Raw genomic sequence first — 24,976 nt, forward strand, 5'->3', positions numbered from 1 at the left:
TGAGCCCGACAGGGTACTGTTATGCTAGTTTCAACCGGCGGGATCAGCTGGCGTAATCGTAGAGGACGGGATGGCAAGAGGATTGGCGGCTGTAGCGCTCTGTCTGGCAGGCTTCGCCCTGCCCGGCCACGCCGCACCTCCGCTTCCCGCCGCCTTCCCCGCCCTGCTGGTGACCACGGAGCATTCGCCGCCTTCGAGCATGAAGAACGGCGAGGAGATCACCGGGCGCGAGACCGAAAAAATCCGTGAAATGCTGAGCCGCAGCGGGGTGGCGTACAAGCTCGACCTGCTGCCCTGGAAGCGCGCCTTCACCATGGCCCAGCGCGATCCCAACACCTGCGTCTATTCCACCACCCGCACGCCCGAGCGCGAAAAGCTGTTCAAGTGGGTCGGCCCCACGGACGAGGCGGAATGGGTCTTCGTCGGGCGCACGGACCGCAAGTTCCAGCTGCGCAGCCTGGAGGACGCCCGGCCCCTGCGCATCGGCACCTATAACGGCGACGCGCGCGACGACTTCCTGCGCGCCCAGGGCTTCCAGGTGGACCCGGTGCAGAACGACCACCTCAACCCCCGCAAGCTGCTGCTCAACCGCATCGACCTGTGGGCCATCTCCATCCGTCCCGGCAGCAATGCGCTCCAGCAGTTCCACCTGGAGGGACAGATCGAGCCCGTGCTGACCTTTTATAAAGTAAAGGTCTATCTGGCATGCAACCCTTCCGTACCGGACGCGATGGTCGAGCGCATGAACGCCAGCCTTGATACAATGCGCCGCGACGGCAGCTTCGCGCGCATCGAACGCAAGTACGAGCACTGGGCTGAACAAAAATAAAATCTTGCAGTTTTGCGCTGTTGCGCGCTGGCGATTTTTCTTCAGGACATCAAACACAAAGCTTGCGGACGCCGTTATAGTCCACATATACGCTACGTTGCCGTTCGGCATCGACAATAACATTCTCCCGGCTGCGCCCCGCCCCGCGCCCCCGGCTCCTGCTGTACAGATCTGCCAGCGCCCCACCGCCGCGCTGCAATCGCTCCCCGACATTTAACCGACACCGTTTGGCTTATTGAGTCTGCTCCATGTTCAATTTCTACAAACTTCAGCTCGCACTCAAGAACACCTGGGTCCGCATTGGCCTGGCGCTTGCGCTGGCCGCGGCCGTGGCCTGGTTCTCCTTCTCCAACCAGACCGCGCAGGACAGCAGCCCCATCGTGCGCTCCCAGGATATTGCCGAGATCACGGCCCTGGTTGCGAAACGCGACAAGCTGGACTACCTGCTGATCGCGCGGCCCCTGTCGGACTCGCCGCGCTATATCTACAAGCTGAAGGGTACGGCCGAGCTGCACGTGGTGAAGGTGCCGAGCACCTCGCACATCAACCTGGAGCGCGAAGTCCTGCTGCGCAACGGCGTGCCTTATGCCATCGCCAAGGAAGACTTCCTGGCCTCGCACAAGGCCGTGCTGCAGGATGACGGCGGCGCCACCGCGGCCGTGAGCTCCTTCGTGCAGCGCCACGCCTTCGACATCTTCGTGGTGGCCCTGCTGCTCTTCGTGCTCAAGTTCGGCATTCCCGGCATGGGCCTGTCCGCCTCCGTGATTGCGCCGGACAAGCTGAAAGGCTCGATGGACGACCTGATCGGCATGGAAGACATCAAGCAGGAAGTGCTGCACCTGGAAGACATGATCCGCAACCGCGCCGTCTACAAGCAGCACAATATCGACAAGCCCTTCAACGTGATGCTGACCGGCCCCGCAGGCACCGGCAAGACCAAGCTGGCGGGCTACCTGGCCAAGCGCCTGGGCTATCCGCTGATCCAGGCTTCCGGTTCGGCGCTGGAGTCGGGCTATATCGGCGGCGGCTCCAAGGCCCTGAACTCGCTCTACCGCAAGGCGGCCGCGCGCGGCAACTGCATCATCTTCCTGGACGAGGCGCAGGCCCTGTTCATGCCGCGCGGCCGCGGCGAGAAGAAGTGGGAAGACGACACCGCCAACACCCTGCTTGGCCTGCTGGACGGCGTGAAGAGCGACGAAGGCAAGGGCGTGATCTGGGTGGTGGCCTCCAACTTCGACGACAACAACTCGCAGATGGACGAAGCCATGCTGCGCCGCTTCTCCGTGAAGATCAACTTCCGCCTGCCGAACAAGGCCGAGCGCGAAGAGCTGCTGCGCTCCTTCCTGAAGCGCAAGGAAGAAGGCTTGGTGGACTGGAGCGACATGGACCTGAACCAGGTGGCCGAAATCACCAACAACCTCAGCCCCGCGCTGCTGGAAACGGTGGTGGACCGCGCCTCGCTGCTGTCGATCCAGGAAAAGAGCGTGATCAATACGGAGCTGATGTTCCGCGCCTTCGAGCGCGCCACCATCGGCCTCACCGACCGCGCCACCACGGCCGAGAAGACGCGCCAGCGCGAGCGCATCGCGCTGCACGAGCTGGGCCACTTCTTCATGCAGATCGACCCCTATCTGCGCGAAGGCCTGCCGCTGGCGGAAGTGAAGGAAAAGTCGCACCTGCTGAAGATCTCGACCGAGTCGGTATCCAAGCTGAATGCGCTGGGCTATGTGCTGTCCGCAGGCGACGACATGTCCCTGCGCACCCTGGAAGAGATGGAGCGCGACGTGATGCAGCTGTACGGCGGCGTGGCGGCGGAAGAACTGTTCTACGGCGCGCGCGGCATCTCCGTGGGCAGCCAGAACGACATCCAGAAAGCCACCTCGATGCTGGACATGATGGTGAACCGCCTGTCCATGTACTCGCGCTCGAAGCTGGACTACAGCCAGTTCAAGAGCGAGATGAGCGGCGAGCACACCCTGGTGCAGGTGGAGGCCAAGGCCGATGAGCTCTACAGCGATACGCTGAAGGCGATCGGCGACTACCGCACGGTGATGGAAGGCCTGCGGGACGTGCTGATGGAACAGTATGTGCTGACCAAGGACCAGGTCTTCGCCTTGCTGGAAGAGCGCCTGGACACTGAAGCGCTGCGCCTGGCAGCGTAAGACAGGAAGGCCCGCTGCCCAGGCGGGCCTTTTTCTTTCACGGCCGCGGAAAACTTAGCGGCGTGCGATCACGGCGCCTTCCACCGGCAGCATGGCAACCGGGTTGGGCAGCAGGTGCATGTTCGTGACGGCGACCGTTTCACCGCGGTCGGAGAAAGCGACGTCCACGCCTTCAGCGGTGCGGAACTTGCCCGGCGCCACGGGATACAGGCGCGTGCGTTCTGCCCCCTTCATCTCGGCATAGTAGCGGTTGGCTTTTTCGGAAAAGCGCACCACCGAACCATTGTCGAACTTGTAGGTGTAGGCATAGTCCAGGAACTCGCTGGTGCCGAGCTGGTAGCGGGGAGCCTGGGTCGTGCTGATCTGGACGCTGCCGGCCTTTGCCGGGTCCTGCAGCGATTGCGGGCCGGCGATAGCGGTGGCCATGCCGGTGAGCGAAAACACGGCGAGGGCCGCGATAAAGGTCTTCTTCATGATGGGATTCTCCAAGTGGTTGCCTGTTTGTCCCCGCCTCTCAGTAATGTGCGGCGACAGTGACAAGGTAGCAAATGGCAATTTCGGAAGATCCCTGAAAGCGACAAAACGCCAAAAACGCGGGATAGAATGCACGCCTTCCCGGATGGATGGAAAGCAAGCAGAGCCGCCACCCGTCCGGCTCGAGGGTTGCCGGAGCCACTTAAATCAGTGATAATGCGGCTCGCATTGCGCCCGAGTGGTGAAATTGGTAGACGCAGGGGACTCAAAATCCCCCGCCGCAAGGCGTGCCGGTTCGATTCCGGCCTCGGGCACCATCAGCACATCCGCTGACTCAAACCTCCCCCAACTTACCCGGCCTTACAGGTGAAAGCCTTGTCCATGGCCCGGTCGAACATGGCGCGATCGATCACGCAGGTCGAGCCTGCGGATCCCTTGTGGACGCCGCAGAAATTGTTCCCTATCTCTACCGTCGCAATCCTCTGCAGCAGGGCGTAAAGGACCTGGCGGTTGTCTCCGCAGGCGCCGTCGAGCGGCAATGGGTCATCCTTGCCCTTGCCGATGCTTGCCGCCACCGCTTCCGCGTATGCCGCAGTGGGGTTGGGGCCGTAGGGGCAGTTCGGGAAGATCCCGACCGAACCGACGCAGTCGTTGGGCGGCGCATACAGGCTCATGATCGACATGGCGGTCTGCGGTCCGGCTTCGGCGCGGCGCTTAATCCACATACCCCAGGCGCCAATGCCCGCTTCGACGCTGGAAAAGATGGCATGCCCTTTCTTGTCCTTCCCCGTCTGTCCCGGCCAGGGGCCTTTCGCCGGAGTCTTCAGCGCGCCCACATTGTTCAGGCGCAGAGGAATGGGAAGGCAGCCGGCCCGCGTGTCCGGGATGGCGGCCGCTTTCCCGTCAATCCATATCTGGATGCCTTCGCCACGCGTGCCGTCCGGCGCGAAGAACTCGGGCGTGTTGTTGTACGGTTTTTTGACGAGGTTGCCGCATTCCGTGGCCTGTCCAGTCTGGGCCTGCAGTGCGGCCGCCAGCAGCACCGTTGCCAGCGCGCTCAAGATGCCTCCGCCGCAACATTGACGATGACTTTATGCAGCGGCAGCTTGTCCTTCGGCGTGTTCGAATTGAGGATATTGAGGATGAAGCTCGCCAGTCCGGCCTTGGCGGTCTTCTGGATGGTTTCGTTACCCAGGTAATAATTTGCGCGCAGGCGGACGATCTCCTCCGCATCCTTCTGAACTTGTCTAGTCATATCGGTCAGATGGGTCCCGCTGGCCTTGTTGATGGTGACTCCCTGTGTGACAGCGACGTCGGATGTGTTGAGCTGGCGAAGCGGAGGCACATCGAGGGACACCACACCGGGCTCCACCTCCTTGAGGTTCCACCGCCAATCGGTCGGAATATCAAAACCGAATTCGTATTTGTAGTTCCATTTGAACTCGATGTCCGCGCGCCAGGTCATTCCCTTGTCCTGGGCCACTTTGGAGAAGGAGTCTTCAATCGCCGCAAATGTGAATTTGTGGGCCTGGCTCAGTAATCCGGCGTCGACATGGGTCTTGCGGACTCTGTCCACTTCCTTGACGATCGTCTTCACTTCCTTCCTTGCCGCTGCAGCATCGGCCTTGGCGCTGCTGGCCTGCTGAAACAGAAAAAAACTGACCAACGCCAGCACCACTACCGCCACCCACGAAACAATCCTGTCCATCCATGCCCCCAGTTGTTGATTTTGGACAGTACATTTTACTAACTTTGCGCAGGCAGAAACTCACCAACGATCACTGTGCAGTTTTTTTGACTGCGCCGGTGCTGAACGCAATCACCAGTCCGGCGAGCGACAGGCCGCCCAGCGCGACGGCGATATTGCTGTGCGCCGCCACCCAGCCGATGGCTACTGGGCCCATCAGCAAACCTGTATAGCCCACCGTGGCGGCCGTAGCGAGGCCGCCGCCTGCCGACATGCCGGGCAGGCGCGTTGCCGCCGCGAAGATCAGGGGCACCACATTGGCCGCGCCCAGGCCGATCAGGGCAAAGCCTGCCGAGGACAGAATGAACCAGGGGCTGGCCGCCGCCAGCGCCAGGCCGAGGAACATGGCCAGGCCGCCCACGGCCATCATGCGCTGGGCGCCGAAGCGCAGCACCAGGCCGTCGCCCGCGAAGCGGCAGGCTGCCATGGCAATCGAAAACGCCGAGTAGCCCATGGCGGCCGTGGCCGCGTCCACCCCGGTGCGCTCGGTCAGCAGCAGCGCGCTCCAGTCCACCAGGGCGCCCTCCACGGCCATGCACAGCAGGGCCAGCAGCCCCAGGAAGAGCGCGGGACCGCGCGGCAGGGCGAAATGGCTGGCGCCGGTGTGGGGCGGCACGACCAGCACGCGGGGTGCGACAAGCGCCAGGCCCGCCACAGTAATCATGCTGGTTGCGAGCGTGCCGCTGCCGTCGCCGTAGCCCAGGCCGATCAGCAGGCCGCCCAGCGCGGCGCCTGCAAGCCCGCCCAGGCTGAAGAAGCCGTGAAAGGACGACATGGTGGGCTCGCCGCGCGCCGTTTCCACCTCGCTGGCGTTGGCGTTCATGGATACGTCCATGATGCCGTTGCTGGCGCCGAAGAAGAAGGCGGCGGTGAACAGCAGGGGCACGGCGCTCAGCGCGGTCAATACGGCCGTCATGACGGCGAAGGCCAGGCCGGAGCACAGCATGACGGAGCGCGTACCCCAGCGCGCGCTGAGCCAGCCCGCCAGGGGCATGGCGGACATGGCGCCCGCCGCGATGGTCAGCAGCATCAGCCCCAGCACCCCGGTGTCGATGCCCGCGCGCGCCTGCACCACGGGCACATGCGCGGCCCACAGGCCCACGCCCGCGCCGTTGAGGAAGAAGACGGTGGACACGGCCCAGCGCGCGGCGCGCACGGTGGAGGTGGTGGCGGGAAGCACGGCGCTCATGGGCGGACCTTTTCGGCAAGAAGACATTCGGGACCGGGCTGGCGCTCGCGCAGGCCGGCCAGCAGCTCCGCCGGCACGTCGTGTTCGAGCACCAGGTGGTCGAGGTGGCTGAGGGGGGCGATATGGAAGGGCGCGGGCGCTTCCAGGCGCTCGTTCAGGATGGCGGCGGCGCGCCGCCCGCTGTGCTCCAGCATGGCGCGCTTGAACACGGCTTCGTCCGCATGCGTGGAGGACAGGCCGCGCCGCGCTTCCACGCCGCACATGCCCACGATGCACAGGTCGGCATGCATCGTGGACAGTTCATCCAGGGTGCGCGAGCCCAGCACGGCGCCCAGCTGGCCGTTCAGGGTGCCGCCCAGCAGCACCACCTGGGTCAGGCGGAAGTCCGCCAGGGCCATGGCGATGGGCGGGCTGTTGGTGACGATGGTTTGGGCATGGCCGTCGTCCAGCTGCCGCACCATGGCCAGGTTGGTGGAGCCTGCGTCGACCAGCACCACGTCGCCCGGCCGCACGAGGGAGCACAGGGTGCGGCCCAGCGCGGCCTTGCGCGGCTGCTGGGCCGCCTCGCGCTGGCTGAAGGACGGCGGGCCGCCATGGCGCTTGACGGCCCCGCCGTGCACGCGCCGCAGCAGACCGGCCACGTCCATTTCCCGCAGGTCGCGCCGGATGGTGTCCTCGGACGTGGCGAAGCGGGTGGCCAGCTCGGCAGCCAGCACCCGGCCTTCCTGCTCCAGAGTATCGAGGATGTGGCGCCTGCGTTCTTCGGGGAGGGTCATGAATGCCTGACAATGCTTAATGAGTACACGATCATACACGAACAGGAATATTCGTGCATCGACGTGGTTGTCGTACAACGCGCTGCTATAATGCGCAAATGACCGCCTCCCTTGCCACCCCTATCGCCCTGCCCAAAAAGCGCCATCGCAATCTTGCGGAAGGCGTGGTGGAGCAGTTCACCACCAGCATCCGCGACGGCGTGCTCAAACCCGGCGAGAAGCTGCCGACCGAGTCCGTCATCATGGAACTGCATGGCGTGAGCCGCACCGTGGTGCGCGAAGCGATCTCGCGGCTGCAGGCGGCGGGCATGGTGGAGACGCGCCATGGCGTGGGCACCTTCGTACTGGAGCCGCCGACACAGCTGCGCATCTCGGCCGACACCATCCGCACCATCGGCGATGTGCTGGCCATCCTGGAGCTGCGCATTTCGCTGGAAACGGAAGCGGCCTGGCTGGCCGCCTCGCGCCGGAGCGAAGAGCAGCTGCGCCAGATGGGCGAAGTGGTGCAGCGCATGAAGGAAGGCCTCACCGTGGAGGCCGATGTGCAGTTCCACCTGCTGATCGCCCAGGCCACCGGCAACCCCTACTTCGTCGATATCCTCAGCCACCTGGGCAATACGATCATTCCCCGCGCGCGGGTGAACTCGGCCCAGCTGGCGCACGACGATCCCGCCGTCTACCTGCAGCGCGTGCAGCGCGAGCACGAGGATATCTACCAGGCCATCCTGCGCCAGGACGCGGAAGGCGCCCGCGCCGCCATGCGCACCCACCTTTCCCACAGCCGCGAACGCCTGCGCAAGGCCCAGGAATCCATCGGAACCGGCGCTTCGGCCTGAGCACTGCGCGAAAGCGCTTGCTTTGCGCCGCCCATAGTTGTACGATGTCATACAACATCGGTTCTGAAACCGATTTCTTTCCATATTCTTATCGAGAGCGAGAAGACATGCAACCTAAAGAACTTCAATCCATTCTGTCCGCCGGCCTGCTGTCCTTCCCGGTCACCGACTTCGACGCCGAAGGCAACTTCCGCGCCGACACCTACGCCAAGCGCCTGGAATGGCTGGCTCCCTACGGCGCCTCCGCCCTGTTCGCGGCAGGCGGCACGGGCGAGTTCTTCTCGCTGACCCCGAACGAATACACCGGCATCATCAAGACCGCCGTGGACACCTGCCGCGGCAAGGTGCCGATCCTGGCCGGCGCCGGCGGCCCGACCCGCCAGGCCATCGCCTACGCCCAGGAAGCCGAGCGCGTGGGCGCCCAGGGCATCCTGCTGCTGCCGCACTACCTGACCGAAGCGAGCCAGGATGGCCTGATCCGCCACGTGGAAGAGGTCTGCAAATCCGTGGACTTCGGCGTGGTGGTGTACAACCGCGGCGCCTGCCGCCTGACCCCGGACTCGCTGGAGAAGCTGGCCGACCGCAACCCGAACCTGATCGGCTTCAAGGACGGCATTGGCGACATCGAACTGATGGTGTCCATCTGGCGCCGCATGGGCGACCGCTTCAGCTACCTGGGCGGCCTGCCCACCGCGGAAGTCTACGCCGCCGCCTACAAGGCGCTGGGCGTGCCGGTCTACTCCTCGGCCGTGTTCAACTTCATGCCGCGCCTGGCCATGGACTTCTACCACGCCGTGGCGAAGAACGATCACGCCGCGCAGAACAAGATGCTGGACGAATTCTTCCTGCCTTACCTGGCCATCCGCAACCGCAAGTCCGGCTACGCGGTGAGCATCGTTAAAGCAGGCGCGAAGATTGCAGGCTATGATGCAGGTCCCGTCCGCGCACCGCTGACCGACCTCACCGAGGAAGAGATGGCGATGCTGGAAAAACTGATGAAGGCACAAGGCCCGCAATAAAGGAGCAACGAGCATGCAAATCAAAGGCGAAATGATCATCGGCCGCCAGGCCGTGCAAGGCAAGGAAGGCACGGTCAAGGCAGTCGATCCATCGCTCAACGCGCAAATCGAACCGGCCTTCGGGCTGGCCAGCGCTTCGGAACTGGAGCGCGCCTGCGCCCTGGCATGGACGGCGTTCGACCAGTACCGCGAACTGCCGCTGGAGCGCCGCGCGAAATTCCTCGAAACCATCGCCGACCGCATCATGGATCTGGGCCCTGCGCTGATCGAACGCGCAATGCAGGAAACCGGCCTGCCGCAAGCCCGTCTGGAGGGGGAACGTGGCCGCACCTGCAACCAACTGCGCCTGTTCGCAAAAGTGGTGCGCGACGGCCGCTTCCTGACAGCGACCCTGGACTCCGCCCTGCCCGACCGCCAGCCCGCCCCGCGTCCCGATCTGCGCCTGCGCAAGATCGGCCTGGGCCCGGTGGCCGTTTTCGGCGCCAGCAACTTCCCCCTCGCCTTCTCGGTGGCGGGCGGCGACACGGCGTCCGCGCTGGCTGCGGGCTGCCCGGTGGTGGTGAAGGCCCACTCGGCCCACCTCGGCACTTCCGAGCTGGTGGCGAAGGCCGTGCAGAAGGCGGCGATCGAATGCGACATGCCGGAAGGCGTGTTCTCCATGCTGATCGGCGCAGGCCAGACCATCGGCCAGAACCTGGTGGCGCATCCGCATATCAAAGCGGTGGGCTTCACCGGTTCGCGCAGCGGCGGCATCGCGCTGATGAAGACCGCGGCGGCTCGTCCCGAGCCGATTCCCGTGTATGCGGAAATGAGCAGCATCAATCCCGTCTTCATGCTGGAAGGCGCGCTGCAGTCGAACGCCAGGCTGCCGCAGGCATTCGCCGATTCCCTCACGCTGGGCGCGGGCCAGTTCTGCACCAATCCCGGCCTGCTGCTGGCTATCGACAGCCCGGCGCTGGACAAGTTCATCGAAGGCGCCAAGGCCGCCATCGAAGCGAAGAACCCCGCAACGATGCTGACCCCCGGCATCCACCAGGCCTACACCTCGGGCGTGGCCAAGCTGGCCGCCATCGAAGGCGTATCGCTGGTGGCGCAGGGCGCGACGACCGGCATGACCTGCGGCGCCGTCGCAGCGCTGTACTCCACCGATGCCGCCAACTTCCTGGCCAAGCCGGATCTGGAAGGCGAAATCTTCGGCCCATGCTCGCTGCTGATCCGCTGCCGCAACGAGGCCGAACTGGTTCAGGTGGCCGAACACGTGGAAGGCCAGCTCACCGCTGCCGTGCACGCGACGGCCGCCGATATCGCGACGGCGCGCAAGCTGCTGCCAACGCTGGAACGCAAGGCAGGCCGCATCCTGTTCAACGGCTTCGGCACGGGTGTGGAAGTGGCGCATGCCATGGTGCACGGCGGCCCCTTCCCTTCGACCTCGGACAGCCGTTCGACGTCGGTTGGCGCATCGGCCATCGACCGCTTCCTGCGCCCGGTGTGCTACCAGGACGTACCTGCGGAGCTGCTGGCGCCCGAGCTGTCGAACGACAACCCGCTGAACATCGCGCGCGTCGTCAACGGCGACCTTGCATGGAACGCGTAAGCGGCGTTCAGTGCACGGTGGGCGAAAGCCCGGCGTGGGATGCGGCGCAGCAGGCCTGGTTCTGGGTCGACATCCCGGCAAAGCGCATCTGGCGGCTCGATGCCGCCGGTGTGTCGCGCTACTGGGAAGTGCCGCAGATGGCGGCCTGCATCGCACCGCGTTCGGGCGGGGGCCTGATAGCAGGCATGGAAACCGGCATGTTCAGTGTCGCGCTGGGCGAAGGCAGGGAGGCGGAGACAACTCTCCTCGCCTCGCCTGCCGCCGGTGAACTCGGCGAAGGCATGCGCTTCAACGACGGCCGCACCGACCGGCAGGGCCGCTTCTGGAGCGGCACCATGTTCATGGACATGAGCGCGGGGAAGGACGCCGGCAAGCTGTATCGCTACGATGCGCGCGGCCTGTCCTCGCCCGTTGTCGAGGGCCTGTTCACGCAGAACGGCCTTTCCTGGTCGCCGGACGGCAGGACCATGTACCTTTCCGATTCCCATCCCAAGAGCCGCAAGGTCTGGGCCTTCGACTACGACACTGAAACCGGCACGCCAACGCGGCGCCGCGAGTTCGCGGACCTCGCCCAGCATGTGGGCCGCCCCGATGGAGCGGTGGTGGATGCGGACGGCTGCTATTGGAGCTGCGCGAACGATGCGGGCTGCCTGCTGCGCTTTACGCCGGACGGCAGGCTCGATCGCAAGCTCGACCTCCCCTTCGCGAAACCCTCCATGTGCACCTTTGGCGGCGCGGACCTGCGCACGCTGCTGGTGACATCCATCGTTTCAGGCAAGGCCGAAGATGCGGAATGGGGCGGCGCCGTCGTCCTTCTGCGCCCCGGCGTTCAGGGCCTCGCCGACAGCCCCTTCAACGGGTGAGCTCGTGTCCACTTTTGGGGTCTGACCCCAAGGTTGGACACGAACTCTGCTATGCGGAGGCCCATTTGGATTCGGCCACGGGATGCCCCTCGTCGATGTGGAGAGTGGCGCGGATGGAGCGCAATGACTTCACGCGGCCAAGCTGGCCGTCGGCCTGCGCCAGCAGGGCCTTGCTGATGCGCTCCAGCAGCTTCGGGTCGCGGCCCGCCGTGATGCGCAGCGTGAGGTAGAGGAAAGCGCGGTCGGGCGCGCCGTCCGCCACCGCGTAATACGGCGCCGGATAGGCCAGCACCCGCGTTCCCGTCAGCGGAAAAACCGATACTCCCTCATCGTCCTGGAACTGCGTCAGCGTGCGCGCCAGCACCACGCAGAGCGCCTGCATGTCGAGATGCTGGTCGAGGTTGGCCGTGTATTCGATCTTCAGGTGTGGCATGGCTTAGCGGTATTTCAAGGTCCATTGGATGACGAGCGGCTTGTCCATCGTGAGCTGGCCGCTGCTGCAGCTGACCAGGGTCTTCATTGGGCCATACGGCGCCTTGTACAAGTCGCTGCCGTTCGTGGGCTCGGCCTTGCAGCCGCCCAGCCCCTTCACACTGTACTCGTACACCGCCCCTTCCGCAAAGCGCACCGTCCCCGCTTGGACCTTCGCGCCGTCGGAGAAGGAGGCGAAGTCCAGCGATATCTGCTTCACTTCCTGCTTGCCCACGGGCGTGTAGGTGTCCGTGCGGGTGATGACGCCGGGCGCCATCGTGTAAACGGAATCGAGCTTGATGCGGCTGTCCTTCGCGGGCGCCTTGCCTCCCTGTTTCGCCAGCTCGTCCTGGTGGTAGCTCACGGTGTAGCGGCCTCCCTTGCGGCTGTCCTTGATGTTGCGGATGTAGGAAGTGCCGAGCAATTCCGTGCCGTCGGCCAGCGTGATCTTCGGCAGCAGCTGCGGGTGGGCGGAGCCGCTGTCCGCAATGCCGCTGACGATACCTGGCGCGAAAGGCAGCGGGTAGTAGGGGCTGTTGTTGTACTGGCTTTGGCCGCCGTTGATCATGAGGAGGCTGAACACGTTCTTCCTGTCGCGGAAGACGGCCATGGCGCGGTCGTATTCGCCCTGGGCAAACCAGGTGAGGCTGAACTTCGGCTGGGTCTTGTCCAGCCATGCCTGCAGGTCCTGGCGCGGCGCCTTGTCCTTCATGCCCGCCATATTCCACTGCTCGTTGGTGAAGATGAGCTGGTGCAGCAGGGAGAAGTTCTCGCCCAGGATGCGGTGCTTGCCGCGGTAAGTGTCCGTGCGGCGGCCCTGGTTCCACATGTCCACCGAATTCATCGCGGGGTTGAACCAGAAGTCCATGTAGCGCGCCGCGATGCGCGAGCTGTAGGCGTAGGCGTATTCCTTTTCCTCTGGCGTGAGAACGCCGAGATAGGCGGAGATGGAGAGAATCTCCAGCATCGCGGTCTCGCCGTAGGGCCCAAGGCTGCGGCCGAAGCTGAAGCCGCTGCCGGAAGGGTTGGCGACATTCAGCGCCACCGTGGCGGCCTTGCGCAGCATGGCCTTCAGGTCCGGCGTGACTTCGACGCCGGTCTCCACGAATCGCTCGCAGATTTCGGCAATCAGCAGAATGCTGTAGCGGTCGAAGCGGCCTTCGCCCGAAGTCTCGTCCGAGAAGCCGTACTTGCCGGAATAGGCGGCGTAGTGTTCCAGCATCTTGTTAAGGAGGACCTTGGCGCCGCTGTCGTCTTCCCATCCCATCAGCACGCGCAGGCGCGCGATGCTGAAGGCGACACCGTAGTAGTTGGTGGGAAGGTTCATCAGCTCATAGCCCGGCTGCGTGACGAAGGCTCGCCAGTCCAGCTGCCTGCGCAGCTTTTCGAGGGTGGCGGGCTTGATGGCGCGCTCCAGCAGGCCCGCGTCCTTCAGCTGGCGCAGCATGAGCATGTAGTAGTAGATGCCCCAAGTGTGGTTGTCCATGTCCACCGTCATGTCGGCGATGTCGCTGTACTGCTGCAGCAGCTGCGGCAGGCGCGGATCGTCCTTCGGGGTGTTGAGCAGCGCATGGCCGAGGCCTGCGGCCACTTTCCCGGGCAGGAACTTGTCGCCGCTCTTGAAGGGCGCATAGCCGTCGATCTTTATGCCTTCCTTTTCCTCGGCCAGCTTGCGGAAGAAGTAGTCCAGCTGCTTATAGGCGTTGTCCTGCACGATGCGGTTCAGGGGCTGCGCGGACAGCGGCGGCACGTAGTCCGCATAGGGATTCCCGGCCTGGGCCAAGGGTGCGGCGCCCAGCGCCAGCAGGGCTGCGGAGAGGATGGTGCGGGAAAGTCTCATCGGCTTCTCATGGAAGTTAAACGTTTAACTTGATGGTAGAAGATTTTGCTCCGCAGGTAAAGCGAAAAGTTAGTTCCGGTTGAGGGTGGAGGAGCGCAGGATCAGCTGCGGCTCGATCATGGTGAAGCTGGTAGTAGGCTTGCCCTCGATGGTATCCAGCAGCTTTTCCATGGCCGCGACGCCCATGCGCTCACTTTGCAGGTCCACGGTGGTAAGCGGCGGCGAGGTGTAGTTACCGAACTGGATGTTGTCGAAACCGGCCACCGAGATATCGGCGGGCAGCTTGAAGCCCAGCGTCTGCGCGGCCTTCATGAAGCCCAGCGCCATGAGGTCGTTGTAGCAGATCAGTGCATCGGGGTGTTCGGAACCCAGCATGATGGAGGAGCAGATGCGCTCCCCTTCCAGCGCCGAGGGCGCGCTGCCGTCGAAAACCTGCAGCGACATGCCATGCGCCGCCAGGCATTCGCGGATGCCGCCCATGCGCTCCTCGTCGCGCCGCGATTTGGAGAAGCCCAGGTAGGCGATGCGCTTGTGCCCTAGCGTGACGAGATGGCGCGTGACCATGTAGGCGCCGCGGTGGTCGTCGCTGGCCACGTGCGGCAGGTTCAGGTGGCTCAGGCGGCCGAAGAAGACAAGGGGCTTGTCCAGCTCCACCAGCCAGCCCATCTCCTTTTCCTGCATGCGCGAGAAAACGATCATGCCGTCCACCCGGCGGCTCAGGGCTTCAAGCAGGGGGCGCTCGCGGCCCGGATTCTCTTCCGTGTCCACGAGCAGCACGGTATAGCCATGCTGGAGGGCCACGCGGTTTGCGCCCTTCACGATGCTGGTGAAGTGGGGGTTGGCCACGTCCAGCACCGACAAACCGACGGTGCGCGTGCGTCCCGTGATCATGGACTGCGCGAGGGGATTGGATTTGTAGCCGAGTTCCGCGATGACCTTGGTGACCTTCGCTTCCACCGCAGGCGAGAAGCGCTGCGTGCCATTCATGAACTTGGATACGGTGGCCGTGGAGACGCCGGCTGCCGCCGCGACATCGCGGATGGTCGGTACATTTTTCTTCATGGAGTTATCGGAAACGGTAATCGCTTAACGCGCGAACCCGATAGTAACATGATGGCGGCGGTTAAAATTCATCCACGGCCGCAAGTTAAACGTTACTTTGCAATGGAAAAACGGAAGCTGGTCCATGAGCGGAAGACCTGGCCGGGGCGGAGCACGGTGGAAGGGAAGCCAGGCTGGTTGGGACTGTCGGAAAGGTGCTGGGTCTCGAACGCGAAGCCATCGTTGCGCTGGTAGGCGCGCCCCTCCCCTCCCGTTTCGCTGCCGTCGAAACCGCCACCCGTATTGAACTGGGCCGAGGGCTCGGAAGTGCGCACCTCCATGCGGCGGCCGCTCTCCGTTTCATCGATCACCGCCACCAGGCCCGGCCTGTCGAATACGAGGCTGTGATCGAAAGCAGGATTTGCGCCCGCGCTGGCAGGCCGGGTGAAATCCAGCGGGGTTCCGCGCACGGGCGCGAGCTCGCCGGTAGGCACCTTCTTTTCGTCCGTCACCGCGTAGCGGCTTGCGCCGAAGCGGAAGCGGTGGCTTGCAATGCCTTCGCTGCCAGCGCCCGCGAGATTGAAGTAGGCGTGATTGGTGAGGTTCACCACCGTGGGCGCATCGCTGCGCGCTTCATACTCGATGCGAAATTCGTCCCGCTTGCGCAGCAGGCGGTAGGTGACGCTCACTTCCAGCCTGCCAGGGTGGCCCTGGTCCCCGTCCGGGCTAACAAGCGTATAGACGGAACCGATGGAGGCGGCATCGGCGAAGTCGCGCCGCTTCCACAGGCGCTTGTCGTATCCGTGCGGATCGCCATGCAGGGCCGTCCCTTTCGCATTGGCGGGCAACTGGATCGTGACGCCGTCCAATGTGTAGCGCGCGTTGCCGATACGGCCCGCGTAGCGCCCGATCACCGCGGCAAAGCGCCGCTGGGTGCGCAGGTAGGATGGCAGGTCGGGGAGATTGAGGATGATGTTGCGGCGCCGGCCCTGCCGGTCCGCCACGTCGGCGCGCAGCAGGGTCGCGCCGTAGTCGATATACGAGAGCCGCATGCCGCGCTCGTTGGCCAGGGTGACCTTCTCGACTGCTTCGCCGGTGGGCATAAAGCCAAACGGCTGCACCGTGATACCGGTGCAGCCGCCCTGCCCCGCCGCGCACAGCAGGGCAATCGCCAGCGCTATGCGCATCAGAGGTCCGTGATTTCCTTGTGGCGCGGCACCAGGGTTTTCATCACGCCCCACGCGAGCAGGTAGGCCACGGCGCAGATGGTGAACATGATCATGTAGCCGGTGCTGATCTGGCTCAGCGCGCCGTAGTAGTCGAACAGCCAGCCGCCCAGCTTGGAGATCACCACGCCGCCGATGCCGCCCGCCATGCCGCCGATGCCCACCACGGAAGCGACGGAGCGCTGCGGGAACATGTCGGACACGGTGGTGAACAGGTTGGCCGACCACGCCTGGTGCGCCGAGGCGCCCACGCCGATCAGCAGGATAGGCAGCCAGGGGCTCACGCCGCCCAGCGGCTGCGCCAGCAGCACCACGAGCGGGAAGAGCGCGATCACCAGCATCGCCTTCATACGGCCGTCATAGGGAGACTGGCCGCGGTTCATAAAATAGGCCGGGAAGTAACCGCCGCCGATGGAGCCTACCATCGTCATGCTGTACAACACGGCCAAAGGGATGACTATGTCCGCCGGGCCCATGCCATACTGGGCCGACAGGTATTTGGGAAGCCAGAACAGAAAGAACCACCACACGCCGTCGGTCATGAATTTGCCGAAGGCGAAGGCCCAGGTCTGGCGGTAGGCCAGCAGGCGGAACCACGGCACCTTTGCGCCCGCAGGCGCGGCCTGCGCGGTGCTGCCTGTGTCGCTGCGGATGAAGGCCAGTTCATCGGCGCCCAGGCGCTTCTGCTTTTCCGGCGCGTCGTACAGGATCTGCCATGCCACCATCCACACGAAGCCGATGGCGCCAATGGCGATGAAGGCGGCCTGCCAGCCCCAGGTCAGCGCAATCCAGGGCACGGTGAGCGGCGCCAGAATGGCGCCCACATTGGCGCCGGAGTTGAAGATGCCGGTGGCGAAGGAGCGCTCCTTCTTCGGGAAGTATTCGGCCGTGGCCTTGATGGCGGCGGGGAAGTTGCCCGCCTCGCCCACCGCCAGCACGGCGCGCGAGAGCATGAAGCCGAGGATGGAAGCGGGAACCACCGCCAGCCCCAGCGCGCCCATCACGCTGCCGACGGCGGAGCCCATGGGCACGGAGTAGGCATGCATGATTGCACCCAGCGACCAGATCACGATGGCCAGGATATAGGCCTTCTTGGTGCCGATGCGGTCCACCACGCGGCCTGCGAACAGCATGGCCACCGCGTAGACGAACTGGAAGGCGGCCGTGATGTTCGCGTAGTCCGTATTGGACCAGTTGAATTCCTTGGAGAGCTGCGGCGCCAGCAGGCTCAGCACCTGGCGGTCGAGGTAGTTGACGGTGGTGGCGAAAAACAGGAGCGCACAGATGGTCCATCTGTACTTGCCAACGACTTGCTGGCTGACAGGCTCATTCAGCTTCATAGGATCACTTTTTAGAAGTGGTTATCGTTCGATCTCTCGGTCTCCAGCGAGATCAGCTGCTAGTTGTATGTCATCGTACAACTTAAGCTTGGCTTAGGCAAGAGGATTTCTAGCCAGGCTTACTTGCGCAGAAGAAGGCTGACCAGGGCGTCCGCGCTGGCGCGCAGGCTGTCAGCGTCGTGGTAGAGCCGCTCGATCACCACCATGCCGCGCGTGTGCAGCACGAGCAGGCGTGCGGCCGCGGCGGACGGCAGGGTCAGCTCTTCGGCGGCCGCAGACAGGCGGGCCTCCAGCAGGCGGGAAAGTTCGTCCACCAGCTCGCGCAGGGCCGATCGGATAGGCTCTTCCTGGGCCGCCTGTTCCGTGGCGGTGCGGGTGGTCATGCAGCCGCGCGTGGCAGGGGAGTCCGGGCTGCAGGGCTCGCTCATGGAGCTGATGCAGAGATCGAGGAAGGCGTGCAGCGATTCTTCCAGGGTCGGCTGGTCCAGGGCGTCGCCCACGGCGCCCAGAAAACGGGCCTTGTGGCGGCTGTAGGCCAGCAGGAAGATGGACTGCTTGTCGCCATAGGCGTTGTAGAGGGAGCCGCGCAGCACGCCGGTCGCCTCCGCCAGGTCCTGCATGGAGGTCGCGCCGAAGCCCTTCTGCCAGAAGAGGTGCATGGCGCTTTCAAGCGCCTTGTCTTCGTTGAATTGTCGGATACCGGCCATGGAGGGATTTTAGGCTTTCTTGACACATGCGTCAAATTTGACTACCCTGTCAAACATCACCGGCCAAGGAAAGTGTCCCCATGCAGTCCGATTCTCCCGCGCCCATGCGCGCCATCTTTGCCGGGCTATGCGCCAGCCTGGTCGGCATCGGCCTCGCCCGCTTCGCCTACACGCCCCTCATTCCCCCGCTGATCGAAGCGAAATGGTTCGCGGCGGACGATGTGCTCTTCCTCAGCGCCGCCAACCTGGTGGGCTACCTGGCCGGCGCCCTGGCGGGACGGCCCCTGGCCCAGCGCCTGAGCGCCCGCCTCACCCTGCAGCTGATGATGGCGCTGGCCTCCCTCACTTTCTTCGCCTGCGCCATTCCCGTCTCGGTGAGCTGGTTCTTCGTGTGGCGTTTCCTCTCGGGCCTGTCGGGCGGCATCATCATGGTGCTGGCGGCGACTTCCATCCTGCCCCACGTGCCGCCCCAGCGGCGCGGCATGGCCAGCGGCATGATCTTCCTCGGCGTGGGCTTGGGCATCGCGGGCTCCGGCACGGTGCTGCCCCAACTGCTCTCCATGGGCCTGACCCAGACCTGGATCGGCCTGGGCGCCATGGCCCTCGCGCTCACGGTGATGAGCTGGACCTGGTGGCCCCACCCGCTCCCGGCTGCCCCGGGAGCAGCCGCAGCCGCGCCGCCGCCGAACGGCCACGCGGGCGCGCTCCGCCTCCTCTACCTCCAGTACGCGCTAAGCGCGGTGGGCCTGGTGCCGATGATGATCTTCATCGTGGACTTTATCGCACGCGGCCTGGGCTGGGGCGCACACGATGCGGCACTGTTCTGGGTGCTCTACGGCTTGGGCGCCGTGATCGGGCCCATGCTGTACGGGACCATGGCCGACAGGCTGGGCGTGCACGCCACGAGCGTGCTCTCCCTGCTGGGACAGGGCGCGGCCATTGCCGTCCTCATCACTTCGCGGCAGCACTTCGCGCTCGCCCTGGCCACCTTCGTGCTGGGCACCTTCCCTCCGGGAATTGTGCCCGTCTATCTCGGCAAGATCTCGCAGGCGGTGCAGGGCAATGCGGCCGCGCACTCGGCCGCCTGGAGCCGTTCGACGACCATCTTTGCCCTGATGCAGGCGCTGGCGGGCTACGGCAGCTCCTGGCTCCTGTCCGCCAGCAATGGCAACCACCGCCTGCTCTTCACCCTCGCAGCGGGCGCCCTGTTGCTGTGCATGCTAGCCGACCTGATAACACCCCGTCGCGAAAGCGCGACGACAAAATAGCAAGACTGAAAAGCGCCCAGAGGGAAGCGTTTGCGCAGGCACAAGGCCAGCCAGTAGAGGTCAGGTTTTCCGATCGGAAATATGGTAAGGTTGAGCAGCTCCCGCTCCCTTCCCACCCCATGGACTACGCATCGCTGCAGAACCTGTTCTCGCCGCCAGCAGACCCATCTCTGCTGAATTACGGCCTGTACAACACCCGCCTCGTGGTGCTGTCGGTGCTGGTCGCCATCTTCGCTTCGTGGATGGGATTGCAGATGGCGGGCCAGTCGCGCGCGGCCCCTTCGCGCACCCTGCGCCTGGCGACCCTGTTCACCGGCAGCCTGGCCCTGGGGGCGGGCGTGTGGGCCATGCACTTCATCGGCATGCTGGCCTTCGACCTGTGCACCTACACCACTTACGATCCCCTGATCACGCTGCTGTCCATGCTGCCCAGCCTGGCAGCCTCCATGGTGGCGCTCTCGATCACGCGGCGCGCCCAGCTCACCTGGCGCACCTTGCTGGCGGGCGGCGTACTGGTAGGGGCGGGCATCGGCGCCATGCACTACAGCGGCATGGCAGCCATGCGCGTCGGCCTCGCCCTGCACTACGATCCCGCCATGTTCGCCCTCTCCATTGTGGTGGCGGTGGTGCTGGCCACGCTGGCACTGGGCGTGCGCTTCGGCCTTCGCGGCTCCTACCTGAAGCTGCGTCCCGGCACCCGCCTCATGATCAGCGCCGTCGTCATGGGCTGCGCCATCTCGGGCATGCATTACACGGGCATGGCGGCCGCGCGCTTCATCGGCGTGCCGCCGCCCGGCTCCGCCCCCACCGACACCAGCTTCATCGCCTTGGCCGTGGGCGCCATCACGGTGCTGTTCACCATCTTCGTGATGGGCGCGAACGGGCTGCTGCGCTACCGCGAGCTGTACCGCCACCTGCACCAGAGCGAAAGCTGGATGCGCGCCCTGCTCACCACTACGGTGGACGGGGTCATCACAGTCGACAGCCAGGGCATCATCCATGAATTCAACCAGTCGGCGGAACGCATCTTCGGCTGGACCTGCGAGGAAATCCGGGGCAAGCATATCCAGACGCTGATGGCCGATCCCGGCCGCTCGCGCCGCGACGGTTTCCTGCACTTCCTCGATACCGGCGACGATGCCCGCGCCCGCGCCGGTTCCGAAGTCACGGCGCTGCGCAAGGACGGCAGCATCCTGCCTATCCGCCGCGCCATGGGACACGCGCGCCTTGCCGACCGCGATCTCTATGTGCTCTTCATCACGGACATCAGCGAGCGCCGCGCCATCATGCAGGCCCTGCGCGAGAGCGAGCTGCAGTTCCGCTCCCTGATCCGCAATATTCCCGGCATCTCCTTCCGCTGCCGTGTAGAAGGCGACCGCTCGCTCGTCTTCCTGAGCGACGGCGTCGAGCGCATTCTCGGCTACCCCGTGCACGATTTCGTCGGCCCCCAGCGCTCGCGCACCTTCGACGAGCTGACCACGCCCGCCGACCTGCCGCGCCTGAACGCCACCATCGACCACTGCGTCGCCACCGGCCAGCCCTACACCGCGGAGTACCGCCTGCGGCATGCGGACGGCAGCCTGCGCTGGATGTGGGAGCACGGCGCCCTGGTGCGGGGCGACGACGGCGAGGCGCACTGGCTGGACGGCGTGATCCTCGACATCACGGAACGGCGCCAGATGGAAGAGGACCTGCGCCACGCGAAGGAGAAGGCGGAACTGGCGGCCGCGTCGCGCGCCACCTTCGTGGCGAACATGAGCCATGAGATCCGCACGCCCATGAACTCCATTCTTGGTTTCACGGACGTGCTGCTCGATACCGAACTGCGTCCCGACCAGCGCGCCCACCTCGACACAGTGCGCAATGCGGGCCGCGCCCTGCTGCGGCTCCTGAACGAGATTCTCGACACGGCAAAGCTGGACAAGGGCGCCGTGGAACTGGAGCTGGCCGACTTCAATCTCCTGGCCCTGATCGACGAGCTCTCGTCCACCTACAACGCCACGGCCAGCATGAAGGACCTGAAGCTGAAGATCGAGATCGCGCCCGACCTGCCGCCCTGGCTGCACGGCGACGAACTGCGCGTGCGCCAGGTGCTCACCAACCTGCTGGACAACGCCATCAAGTTCACCGCCGCGGGCAACGTCACGCTCGCCGTGCAGCAGGAAGGCGAGGGCCTGCACATCGCCGTCAGCGACACCGGCATCGGCATTGCGCCGGACCGCCTGGCGGCCATCTTCGAACCGTTCACGCAGGCCGACGCCTCGATGACGCGCCGCTTCGGCGGCACCGGCCTGGGCACCACCATCAGCAAGCAGCTCGTGGAGCTGATGGGCGGCCGCATCTGGGCCGAGAGCGCGCCGGGCGAAGGCACCACCTTCCACATCGAGCTGCCGCTCAAGCCCGCGCTCGCGCCGCGCCAGGCCCACCTGCCGCGCCAGCGCCAGCGCATCGCCTTCGACCTGCCGCCGCTGCGCGTGCTGGCGGCGGACGATGTGGCGCAGAACCTTGAGCTGCTGTCGCTCCTCTTCGGCAAGCATGGCCACACCATGGTGATGGGCCACGATGGCGCCCACGCCGCCGAACTGGCGGCGCAGCAGGACTTCGACGTGATCCTGATGGACGTGCAGATGCCCCATGTGGACGGCCTGGCCGCCACCCGCATGATCCGCGCCGAGGCCGAACGCAGCGGCCGCGCGCGCGTGCCCATCGTCGCCATGACGGCCAGCGTGCTCGATGCGCACCGCCGCGCCAGCGCCGCCGCAGGCATGGACGGCTTCGTGTCGAAGCCGGTGGACTGGTACGCCTTGTCGCACGAGATCGCCCGCGTGCTGGGCCTCGAAGCCGTGGGCCCGGTCAGCGCTCCCGCTGCCGACCGCGGCCCCCAGGTACTGAACCAGAAAGCGGGCCTGCTGCGCTGGGGCGGCAACGCCCTGCCCTATCAGCAGGCGCTGTGCCGCTTCGAAGAGGAATACGGCAGCTGCGCCGAGGCGATGGAAGCCTTGCACCAGCGCGCCGGCTACGCAGCCTTGCAAGCCCTGGCCCACCGCGTGCGGGGCGTCGCCGCCAATCTCGGTTTCGAACAGCTGGCGCCGGCCCTGGCCGAGATCGAGCAGCACGGCGCCTGCCAGGACAGCGACGCGCTGCCTGCCGCGCTGGCCCGGCTGTCGACGCACTTGGCCGATGCGCGCCATGCCCTCGCCGCGCTCGACTGCGCCGAGCAGCTGCCGCCCGCGCCGCCTGCCCTGCCGCAACTGGACGTCTCCGAGTTGAGCGCCGTATCGCGTACGCTGGAGCAGTCGCTGGCGCGCGGCGCGCTGGACGATGCGGCCCTGACCCGCCTTTCCGCCATGCTGCAAGGCCATGTGGCGCCTGCCGCCATGGCCCAGCTGCACCTCGCATTGGACGATTTCGATTTCGCGCTGGCCCGCCAGCGCCTGCAGGCGCTTACCGCGAGCCTGCTCGCCCCCGTACCGGAACCACAGTAATGACAACATTCCAGCAACTGCCGCTTATCCTCGCGGTGGATGACGAAGCCAGCAACCTCCAGCTCCTGCGCCAGATCCTGCAAGACCATTACCGCCTGCTGTTCGCCAAGGACGCCGCGCGCGCTCTCGAACTGGCACGCCAGGAGCAGCCCAACCTGATCCTGCTGGACGTGATGATGCCCGGCATGAGCGGGCACGAGGCCTGCCGCATCCTGAAGGCGGACGAGGCGACTGCCGCCATTCCCGTCATCTTCGTCACGGCCCTGAGCGACCAGGACGACGAGGTGCGCGGCTTCGAAGCCGGCGCCGTGGACTACATCACCAAGCCCGTGAGCCCGCCCATCGTGCGCGCCCGCGTGCGCACCCATCTCTCGCTGGTGCGGCTGGACGAACTGAAGGAAACGCGCCTGCAGATCGTGCAGCGCCTCGGGCTGGCCGCCGAGTACAAGGACAACGAAACGGGAATGCACGTGATCCGCATGAGCCACTACGCGCGCCTGCTGGGCGTGGCCGCGGGCCTGAGCGAGGCGGAGGCGGACGACCTGCTGCACGCGGCGCCCATGCACGACGTGGGCAAGATCGGCATTCCGGACAGGATCCTGCAAAAGCCCGGCAAGCTCGATGCCGAGGAATGGGAAGTGATGCAGCGCCACGCCACCATCGGCGGCGACATCATCGGCGAGCATCCGCACGGCATGCTGCGCCTGGCGCGCAATATCGCGCTGGCCCACCACGAGAAGTATGACGGAACGGGCTACCCGAAAGGGCTGGCAGGTTCGGAGATTCCGCTGGAGGGCCGCATCGTGGCCATTGCGGACGTATTCGACGCGCTCACCTCGGCCCGCCCCTACAAGCCGGCCTGGCCGCTGGAAAAGGCCATCGGCTATCTGGAAGAGCAGCGCGGACGCCACTTCGATCCCGCGCTGGTCGATCTCTTCCTGGCCCAGATGCCCGCCATCCGCGACATCATGGAGCGCTGGGCCGAACGCTAATTCCGGCCGGTGAGCTCGCGGTACAGCGCCGTGTAGTTCTCCGCCATCTGGCGCGCCGTGAACAGCTCCCAGTAGCGCACTTCCGCGCGGCGGCCCATCTCGGCCGCCATCTCAGGCTTGTCCCACAGCTTGCGCATGGCGTCGCCGAAAGCCTCGGAATCGTCCGGCGGCACCACCAGGCCGGTCTCTCCGTCCACATTGATGTAGGTGGTCCCGGTGCCGATCTCGCTCGATATCATCGCCTTGCCGTACATGGCGCCTTCCAGCAGCGATATGCCGAAGGCTTCCGAGCGCAGGTGCGACGGGAACACCATGGCATAGCACAGTTCCAGCAGCGCCACCTTGTCGTGCTCGTCGACCGCGCCCACGAACTGCACATGAGTCAGGCCAAGGCGCCGCGCGTGCTCCTTCAGCTCCTGCTCGATGGGGCCCGCGCCCACGATCACTACCGGATAGTCCAGCTTCGCCATCGCATCCAGAAGGATATGCAGGCCCTTGTAGTAGCGCAGCACACCCACAAAGAGGAAGAAGCGCTCGCCGCAGCGCTCGCGCCACTGCTGCAGCAGCTCCGGGCGCGCCACGGGATAAGTAGATTTGTCCAGGCCAATGGGGATGGAGCGCACCTTGCCGTTATAGCGCTTCAGCACTTCGGACGAGGCGAAGTAGTTGGGCGAGGTGGCCACGATGGCGTCCACACTGCCGAGGAAACGGTGCATCAGGGGCGCGTAGAAGACCATCAGCTTCTTCTGGCGCACGATGTCGGAGTGATAGGTCACCACGCTCGGCTTCTTCACGCGCGCGATGAAGTGCGCCATGTCCATGAAGGGCCAGGGGAAGTGGTAGTGGATGATGTCTGCCTCCTCCGCCAGGCGCGCGAGCTTGCCCAGGGAAGCCCAGGAAAAGGCATTGGATGCAATCTCGAAGTTGTGGGACGCGCGGTGTACCGTGTGCCCTTCGATCACCATTTCCTCCGGGCCGCCGTTGCGCGTGAGGGTCAGCACCTCGTTATGCACGCCAAGGCTGGACGTGCCCACGCACATCTGGCGGATCACCTGTTCGACGCCACCCCAGGAGTCGGGATAGTAGGTCTTGTAGAAATGGAGGACGCGCATGATGC

At 65.2% G+C, this 24,976-nt stretch carries 21 protein-coding genes and 1 tRNA gene; 10 read left to right on the forward strand and 12 right to left on the reverse strand.

All coding sequences use genetic code 11. From position 1 onward, the window contains the following. The first annotated feature begins 70 nt into the window (after nt 1–70). Both LSQ66_RS18510 and LSQ66_RS18515 read left to right on the forward strand, forming a co-directional pair. Nucleotides 71–829: a substrate-binding periplasmic protein gene (locus LSQ66_RS18510; protein WP_231766659.1), complete on the forward strand. Its 759-nt coding sequence runs from the start codon at nt 71–73 to the stop codon at nt 827–829. A gap of 248 nt (nt 830–1,077) precedes the next feature. Continuing rightward, complete coding sequence (locus LSQ66_RS18515; RefSeq protein WP_231766660.1) at nt 1,078–2,991, forward strand: AAA family ATPase; 1,914 nt, start codon at nt 1,078–1,080, stop codon at nt 2,989–2,991. Between the two features lie 54 nt (nt 2,992–3,045). On the opposite strand, the gene LSQ66_RS18520 is transcribed toward LSQ66_RS18515, so the two are convergent. Further along, nucleotides 3,046–3,465: a hypothetical protein gene (locus LSQ66_RS18520; RefSeq protein WP_231766661.1), complete on the reverse strand. Its 420-nt coding sequence runs from the start codon at nt 3,463–3,465 to the stop codon at nt 3,046–3,048. A gap of 232 nt (nt 3,466–3,697) precedes the next feature. On the opposite strand from LSQ66_RS18520, the gene LSQ66_RS18525 reads away from it, so the two are divergent. After that, nucleotides 3,698–3,782: transfer RNA gene (locus LSQ66_RS18525), tRNA-Leu, on the forward strand. 33 nt (nt 3,783–3,815) lie between these two features. On the opposite strand, the gene LSQ66_RS18530 is transcribed toward LSQ66_RS18525, so the two are convergent. The 4 genes from LSQ66_RS18530 to LSQ66_RS18545 form a co-directional block, all read right to left on the reverse strand. Next, a complete protein-coding gene (locus LSQ66_RS18530) occupies nt 3,816–4,526 on the reverse strand; it encodes a hypothetical protein (RefSeq protein ID WP_231766662.1) in 711 nt (236 codons plus the stop codon). Further along, nucleotides 4,523–5,173 carry a hypothetical protein gene (locus LSQ66_RS18535; protein ID WP_231766663.1) on the reverse strand — a complete coding sequence of 217 codons (651 nt, stop codon included), beginning with the start codon at nt 5,171–5,173 and terminating at the stop codon, nt 4,523–4,525. The genes LSQ66_RS18530 and LSQ66_RS18535 overlap by 4 nt, the downstream gene beginning before the upstream one ends. A gap of 70 nt (nt 5,174–5,243) precedes the next feature. Next, a complete protein-coding gene (locus tag LSQ66_RS18540; protein WP_231766664.1) occupies nt 5,244–6,401 on the reverse strand; it encodes an MFS transporter in 1,158 nt (385 codons plus the stop codon). Further along, nucleotides 6,398–7,177: a DeoR/GlpR family DNA-binding transcription regulator gene (locus LSQ66_RS18545; RefSeq protein ID WP_231766665.1), complete on the reverse strand. Its 780-nt coding sequence runs from the start codon at nt 7,175–7,177 to the stop codon at nt 6,398–6,400. The genes LSQ66_RS18540 and LSQ66_RS18545 overlap by 4 nt, the downstream gene beginning before the upstream one ends. Nucleotides 7,178–7,275: 98 nt before the next feature. On the opposite strand from LSQ66_RS18545, the gene LSQ66_RS18550 reads away from it, so the two are divergent. From LSQ66_RS18550 to LSQ66_RS18565, 4 genes are all read left to right on the forward strand, one after another. After that, nucleotides 7,276–8,013, forward strand: a complete 738-nt coding sequence (locus LSQ66_RS18550; RefSeq protein ID WP_231766666.1) for a FadR/GntR family transcriptional regulator — start codon at nt 7,276–7,278, stop codon at nt 8,011–8,013. 107 nt (nt 8,014–8,120) lie between these two features. Further along, entirely contained in the window at nt 8,121–9,032 is a 912-nt protein-coding gene (gene kdgD / locus LSQ66_RS18555) for a 5-dehydro-4-deoxyglucarate dehydratase (RefSeq protein ID WP_231766667.1), read from the forward strand. A 13-nt stretch (nt 9,033–9,045) separates the two neighbouring features. Next, the gene (locus LSQ66_RS18560) at nt 9,046–10,626 is read left to right on the forward strand and encodes an aldehyde dehydrogenase (NADP(+)) (protein ID WP_231766668.1); all 1,581 of its coding nucleotides are present in this window, start codon (nt 9,046–9,048) and stop codon (nt 10,624–10,626) included. Next, the gene (locus LSQ66_RS18565; protein ID WP_231766669.1) at nt 10,614–11,489 is read left to right on the forward strand and encodes an SMP-30/gluconolactonase/LRE family protein; all 876 of its coding nucleotides are present in this window, start codon (nt 10,614–10,616) and stop codon (nt 11,487–11,489) included. Before LSQ66_RS18560 ends, LSQ66_RS18565 begins: the two co-directional genes overlap by 13 nt. Before the next feature lie 49 nt (nt 11,490–11,538). On the opposite strand, the gene LSQ66_RS18570 is transcribed toward LSQ66_RS18565, so the two are convergent. The 6 genes from LSQ66_RS18570 to LSQ66_RS18595 form a co-directional block, all read right to left on the reverse strand. Then, nucleotides 11,539–11,922 (reverse strand): 5-carboxymethyl-2-hydroxymuconate Delta-isomerase, encoded by a 384-nt coding sequence (locus LSQ66_RS18570; RefSeq protein ID WP_231766670.1) that lies wholly within the window; start codon nt 11,920–11,922, stop codon nt 11,539–11,541. A 3-nt stretch (nt 11,923–11,925) separates the two neighbouring features. After that, nucleotides 11,926–13,800 carry a hypothetical protein gene (locus LSQ66_RS18575; RefSeq protein ID WP_231766671.1) on the reverse strand — a complete coding sequence of 625 codons (1,875 nt, stop codon included), beginning with the start codon at nt 13,798–13,800 and terminating at the stop codon, nt 11,926–11,928. Between the two features lie 69 nt (nt 13,801–13,869). Continuing rightward, on the reverse strand, nt 13,870–14,862 hold the full coding sequence (locus LSQ66_RS18580; RefSeq protein WP_231766672.1) for a LacI family DNA-binding transcriptional regulator: 993 nt from the start codon (nt 14,860–14,862) through the stop codon (nt 13,870–13,872). Between the two features lie 92 nt (nt 14,863–14,954). Further along, a complete protein-coding gene (locus LSQ66_RS18585; protein WP_231766673.1) occupies nt 14,955–16,028 on the reverse strand; it encodes an aldose epimerase family protein in 1,074 nt (357 codons plus the stop codon). Next, a complete protein-coding gene (locus tag LSQ66_RS18590; protein WP_231766674.1) occupies nt 16,028–17,407 on the reverse strand; it encodes an MFS transporter in 1,380 nt (459 codons plus the stop codon). Before LSQ66_RS18590 ends, LSQ66_RS18585 begins: the two co-directional genes overlap by 1 nt. Nucleotides 17,408–17,526: 119 nt before the next feature. After that, entirely contained in the window at nt 17,527–18,114 is a 588-nt protein-coding gene (locus LSQ66_RS18595) for a TetR/AcrR family transcriptional regulator (protein WP_231766675.1), read from the reverse strand. Nucleotides 18,115–18,194: 80 nt separating this feature from the next. On the opposite strand from LSQ66_RS18595, the gene LSQ66_RS18600 reads away from it, so the two are divergent. The 3 genes from LSQ66_RS18600 to LSQ66_RS18610 all read left to right on the forward strand — a co-directional run bounded on the left by LSQ66_RS18600 (nt 18,195) and on the right by LSQ66_RS18610 (nt 23,859). Beyond that, complete coding sequence (locus LSQ66_RS18600; RefSeq protein ID WP_231766676.1) at nt 18,195–19,382, forward strand: YbfB/YjiJ family MFS transporter; 1,188 nt, start codon at nt 18,195–18,197, stop codon at nt 19,380–19,382. 119 nt (nt 19,383–19,501) lie between these two features. Continuing rightward, nucleotides 19,502–22,867 (forward strand): MHYT domain-containing protein, encoded by a 3,366-nt coding sequence (locus tag LSQ66_RS18605; RefSeq protein WP_231766677.1) that lies wholly within the window; start codon nt 19,502–19,504, stop codon nt 22,865–22,867. Beyond that, nucleotides 22,867–23,859 carry an HD-GYP domain-containing protein gene (locus tag LSQ66_RS18610; protein ID WP_231766678.1) on the forward strand — a complete coding sequence of 331 codons (993 nt, stop codon included), beginning with the start codon at nt 22,867–22,869 and terminating at the stop codon, nt 23,857–23,859. Before LSQ66_RS18605 ends, LSQ66_RS18610 begins: the two co-directional genes overlap by 1 nt. On the opposite strand, the gene LSQ66_RS18615 is transcribed toward LSQ66_RS18610, so the two are convergent. Next, entirely contained in the window at nt 23,856–24,971 is a 1,116-nt protein-coding gene (locus LSQ66_RS18615) for a glycosyltransferase family 4 protein (RefSeq protein WP_231766679.1), read from the reverse strand. The two genes, LSQ66_RS18610 and LSQ66_RS18615, sit on opposite strands and share 4 nt — an antisense overlap. Nucleotides 24,972–24,976 lie beyond the last annotated feature (5 nt).

The sequence above is a fragment of the Massilia endophytica genome (assembly GCF_021165955.1).
GTDB classification, from domain to species: domain Bacteria; phylum Pseudomonadota; class Gammaproteobacteria; order Burkholderiales; family Burkholderiaceae_D; genus Rugamonas; species Rugamonas endophytica.

What these genes read in the sequence shown, in the direction of transcription:
- LSQ66_RS18520 (WP_231766661.1), bottom strand. Translation starts at nt 3,465, where the DNA reads ATGAAGAAGACCTTTATCGCGGCCCTCGCCGTGTTTTCGCTCACCGGC.
- LSQ66_RS18570 (WP_231766670.1), bottom strand. Translation starts at nt 11,922, where the DNA reads ATGCCACACCTGAAGATCGAATACACGGCCAACCTCGACCAGCATCTC.
- LSQ66_RS18550 (WP_231766666.1), top strand. Translation starts at nt 7,276, where the DNA reads ATGACCGCCTCCCTTGCCACCCCTATCGCCCTGCCCAAAAAGCGCCAT.
- LSQ66_RS18595 (WP_231766675.1), bottom strand. Translation starts at nt 18,114, where the DNA reads ATGGCCGGTATCCGACAATTCAACGAAGACAAGGCGCTTGAAAGCGCC.
- LSQ66_RS18510 (WP_231766659.1), top strand. Translation starts at nt 71, where the DNA reads ATGGCAAGAGGATTGGCGGCTGTAGCGCTCTGTCTGGCAGGCTTCGCC.
- LSQ66_RS18610 (WP_231766678.1), top strand. Translation starts at nt 22,867, where the DNA reads ATGACAACATTCCAGCAACTGCCGCTTATCCTCGCGGTGGATGACGAA.
- LSQ66_RS18535 (WP_231766663.1), bottom strand. Translation starts at nt 5,173, where the DNA reads ATGGACAGGATTGTTTCGTGGGTGGCGGTAGTGGTGCTGGCGTTGGTC.
- LSQ66_RS18560 (WP_231766668.1), top strand. Translation starts at nt 9,046, where the DNA reads ATGCAAATCAAAGGCGAAATGATCATCGGCCGCCAGGCCGTGCAAGGC.
- kdgD (WP_231766667.1), top strand. Translation starts at nt 8,121, where the DNA reads ATGCAACCTAAAGAACTTCAATCCATTCTGTCCGCCGGCCTGCTGTCC.
- LSQ66_RS18545 (WP_231766665.1), bottom strand. Translation starts at nt 7,177, where the DNA reads ATGACCCTCCCCGAAGAACGCAGGCGCCACATCCTCGATACTCTGGAG.
- LSQ66_RS18565 (WP_231766669.1), top strand. Translation starts at nt 10,614, where the DNA reads ATGGAACGCGTAAGCGGCGTTCAGTGCACGGTGGGCGAAAGCCCGGCG.
- LSQ66_RS18580 (WP_231766672.1), bottom strand. Translation starts at nt 14,862, where the DNA reads ATGAAGAAAAATGTACCGACCATCCGCGATGTCGCGGCGGCAGCCGGC.
- LSQ66_RS18605 (WP_231766677.1), top strand. Translation starts at nt 19,502, where the DNA reads ATGGACTACGCATCGCTGCAGAACCTGTTCTCGCCGCCAGCAGACCCA.
- LSQ66_RS18600 (WP_231766676.1), top strand. Translation starts at nt 18,195, where the DNA reads ATGCAGTCCGATTCTCCCGCGCCCATGCGCGCCATCTTTGCCGGGCTA.
- LSQ66_RS18585 (WP_231766673.1), bottom strand. Translation starts at nt 16,028, where the DNA reads ATGCGCATAGCGCTGGCGATTGCCCTGCTGTGCGCGGCGGGGCAGGGC.
- LSQ66_RS18515 (WP_231766660.1), top strand. Translation starts at nt 1,078, where the DNA reads ATGTTCAATTTCTACAAACTTCAGCTCGCACTCAAGAACACCTGGGTC.
- LSQ66_RS18590 (WP_231766674.1), bottom strand. Translation starts at nt 17,407, where the DNA reads ATGAAGCTGAATGAGCCTGTCAGCCAGCAAGTCGTTGGCAAGTACAGA.
- LSQ66_RS18615 (WP_231766679.1), bottom strand. Translation starts at nt 24,971, where the DNA reads ATGCGCGTCCTCCATTTCTACAAGACCTACTATCCCGACTCCTGGGGT.
- LSQ66_RS18575 (WP_231766671.1), bottom strand. Translation starts at nt 13,800, where the DNA reads ATGAGACTTTCCCGCACCATCCTCTCCGCAGCCCTGCTGGCGCTGGGC.
- LSQ66_RS18540 (WP_231766664.1), bottom strand. Translation starts at nt 6,401, where the DNA reads ATGAGCGCCGTGCTTCCCGCCACCACCTCCACCGTGCGCGCCGCGCGC.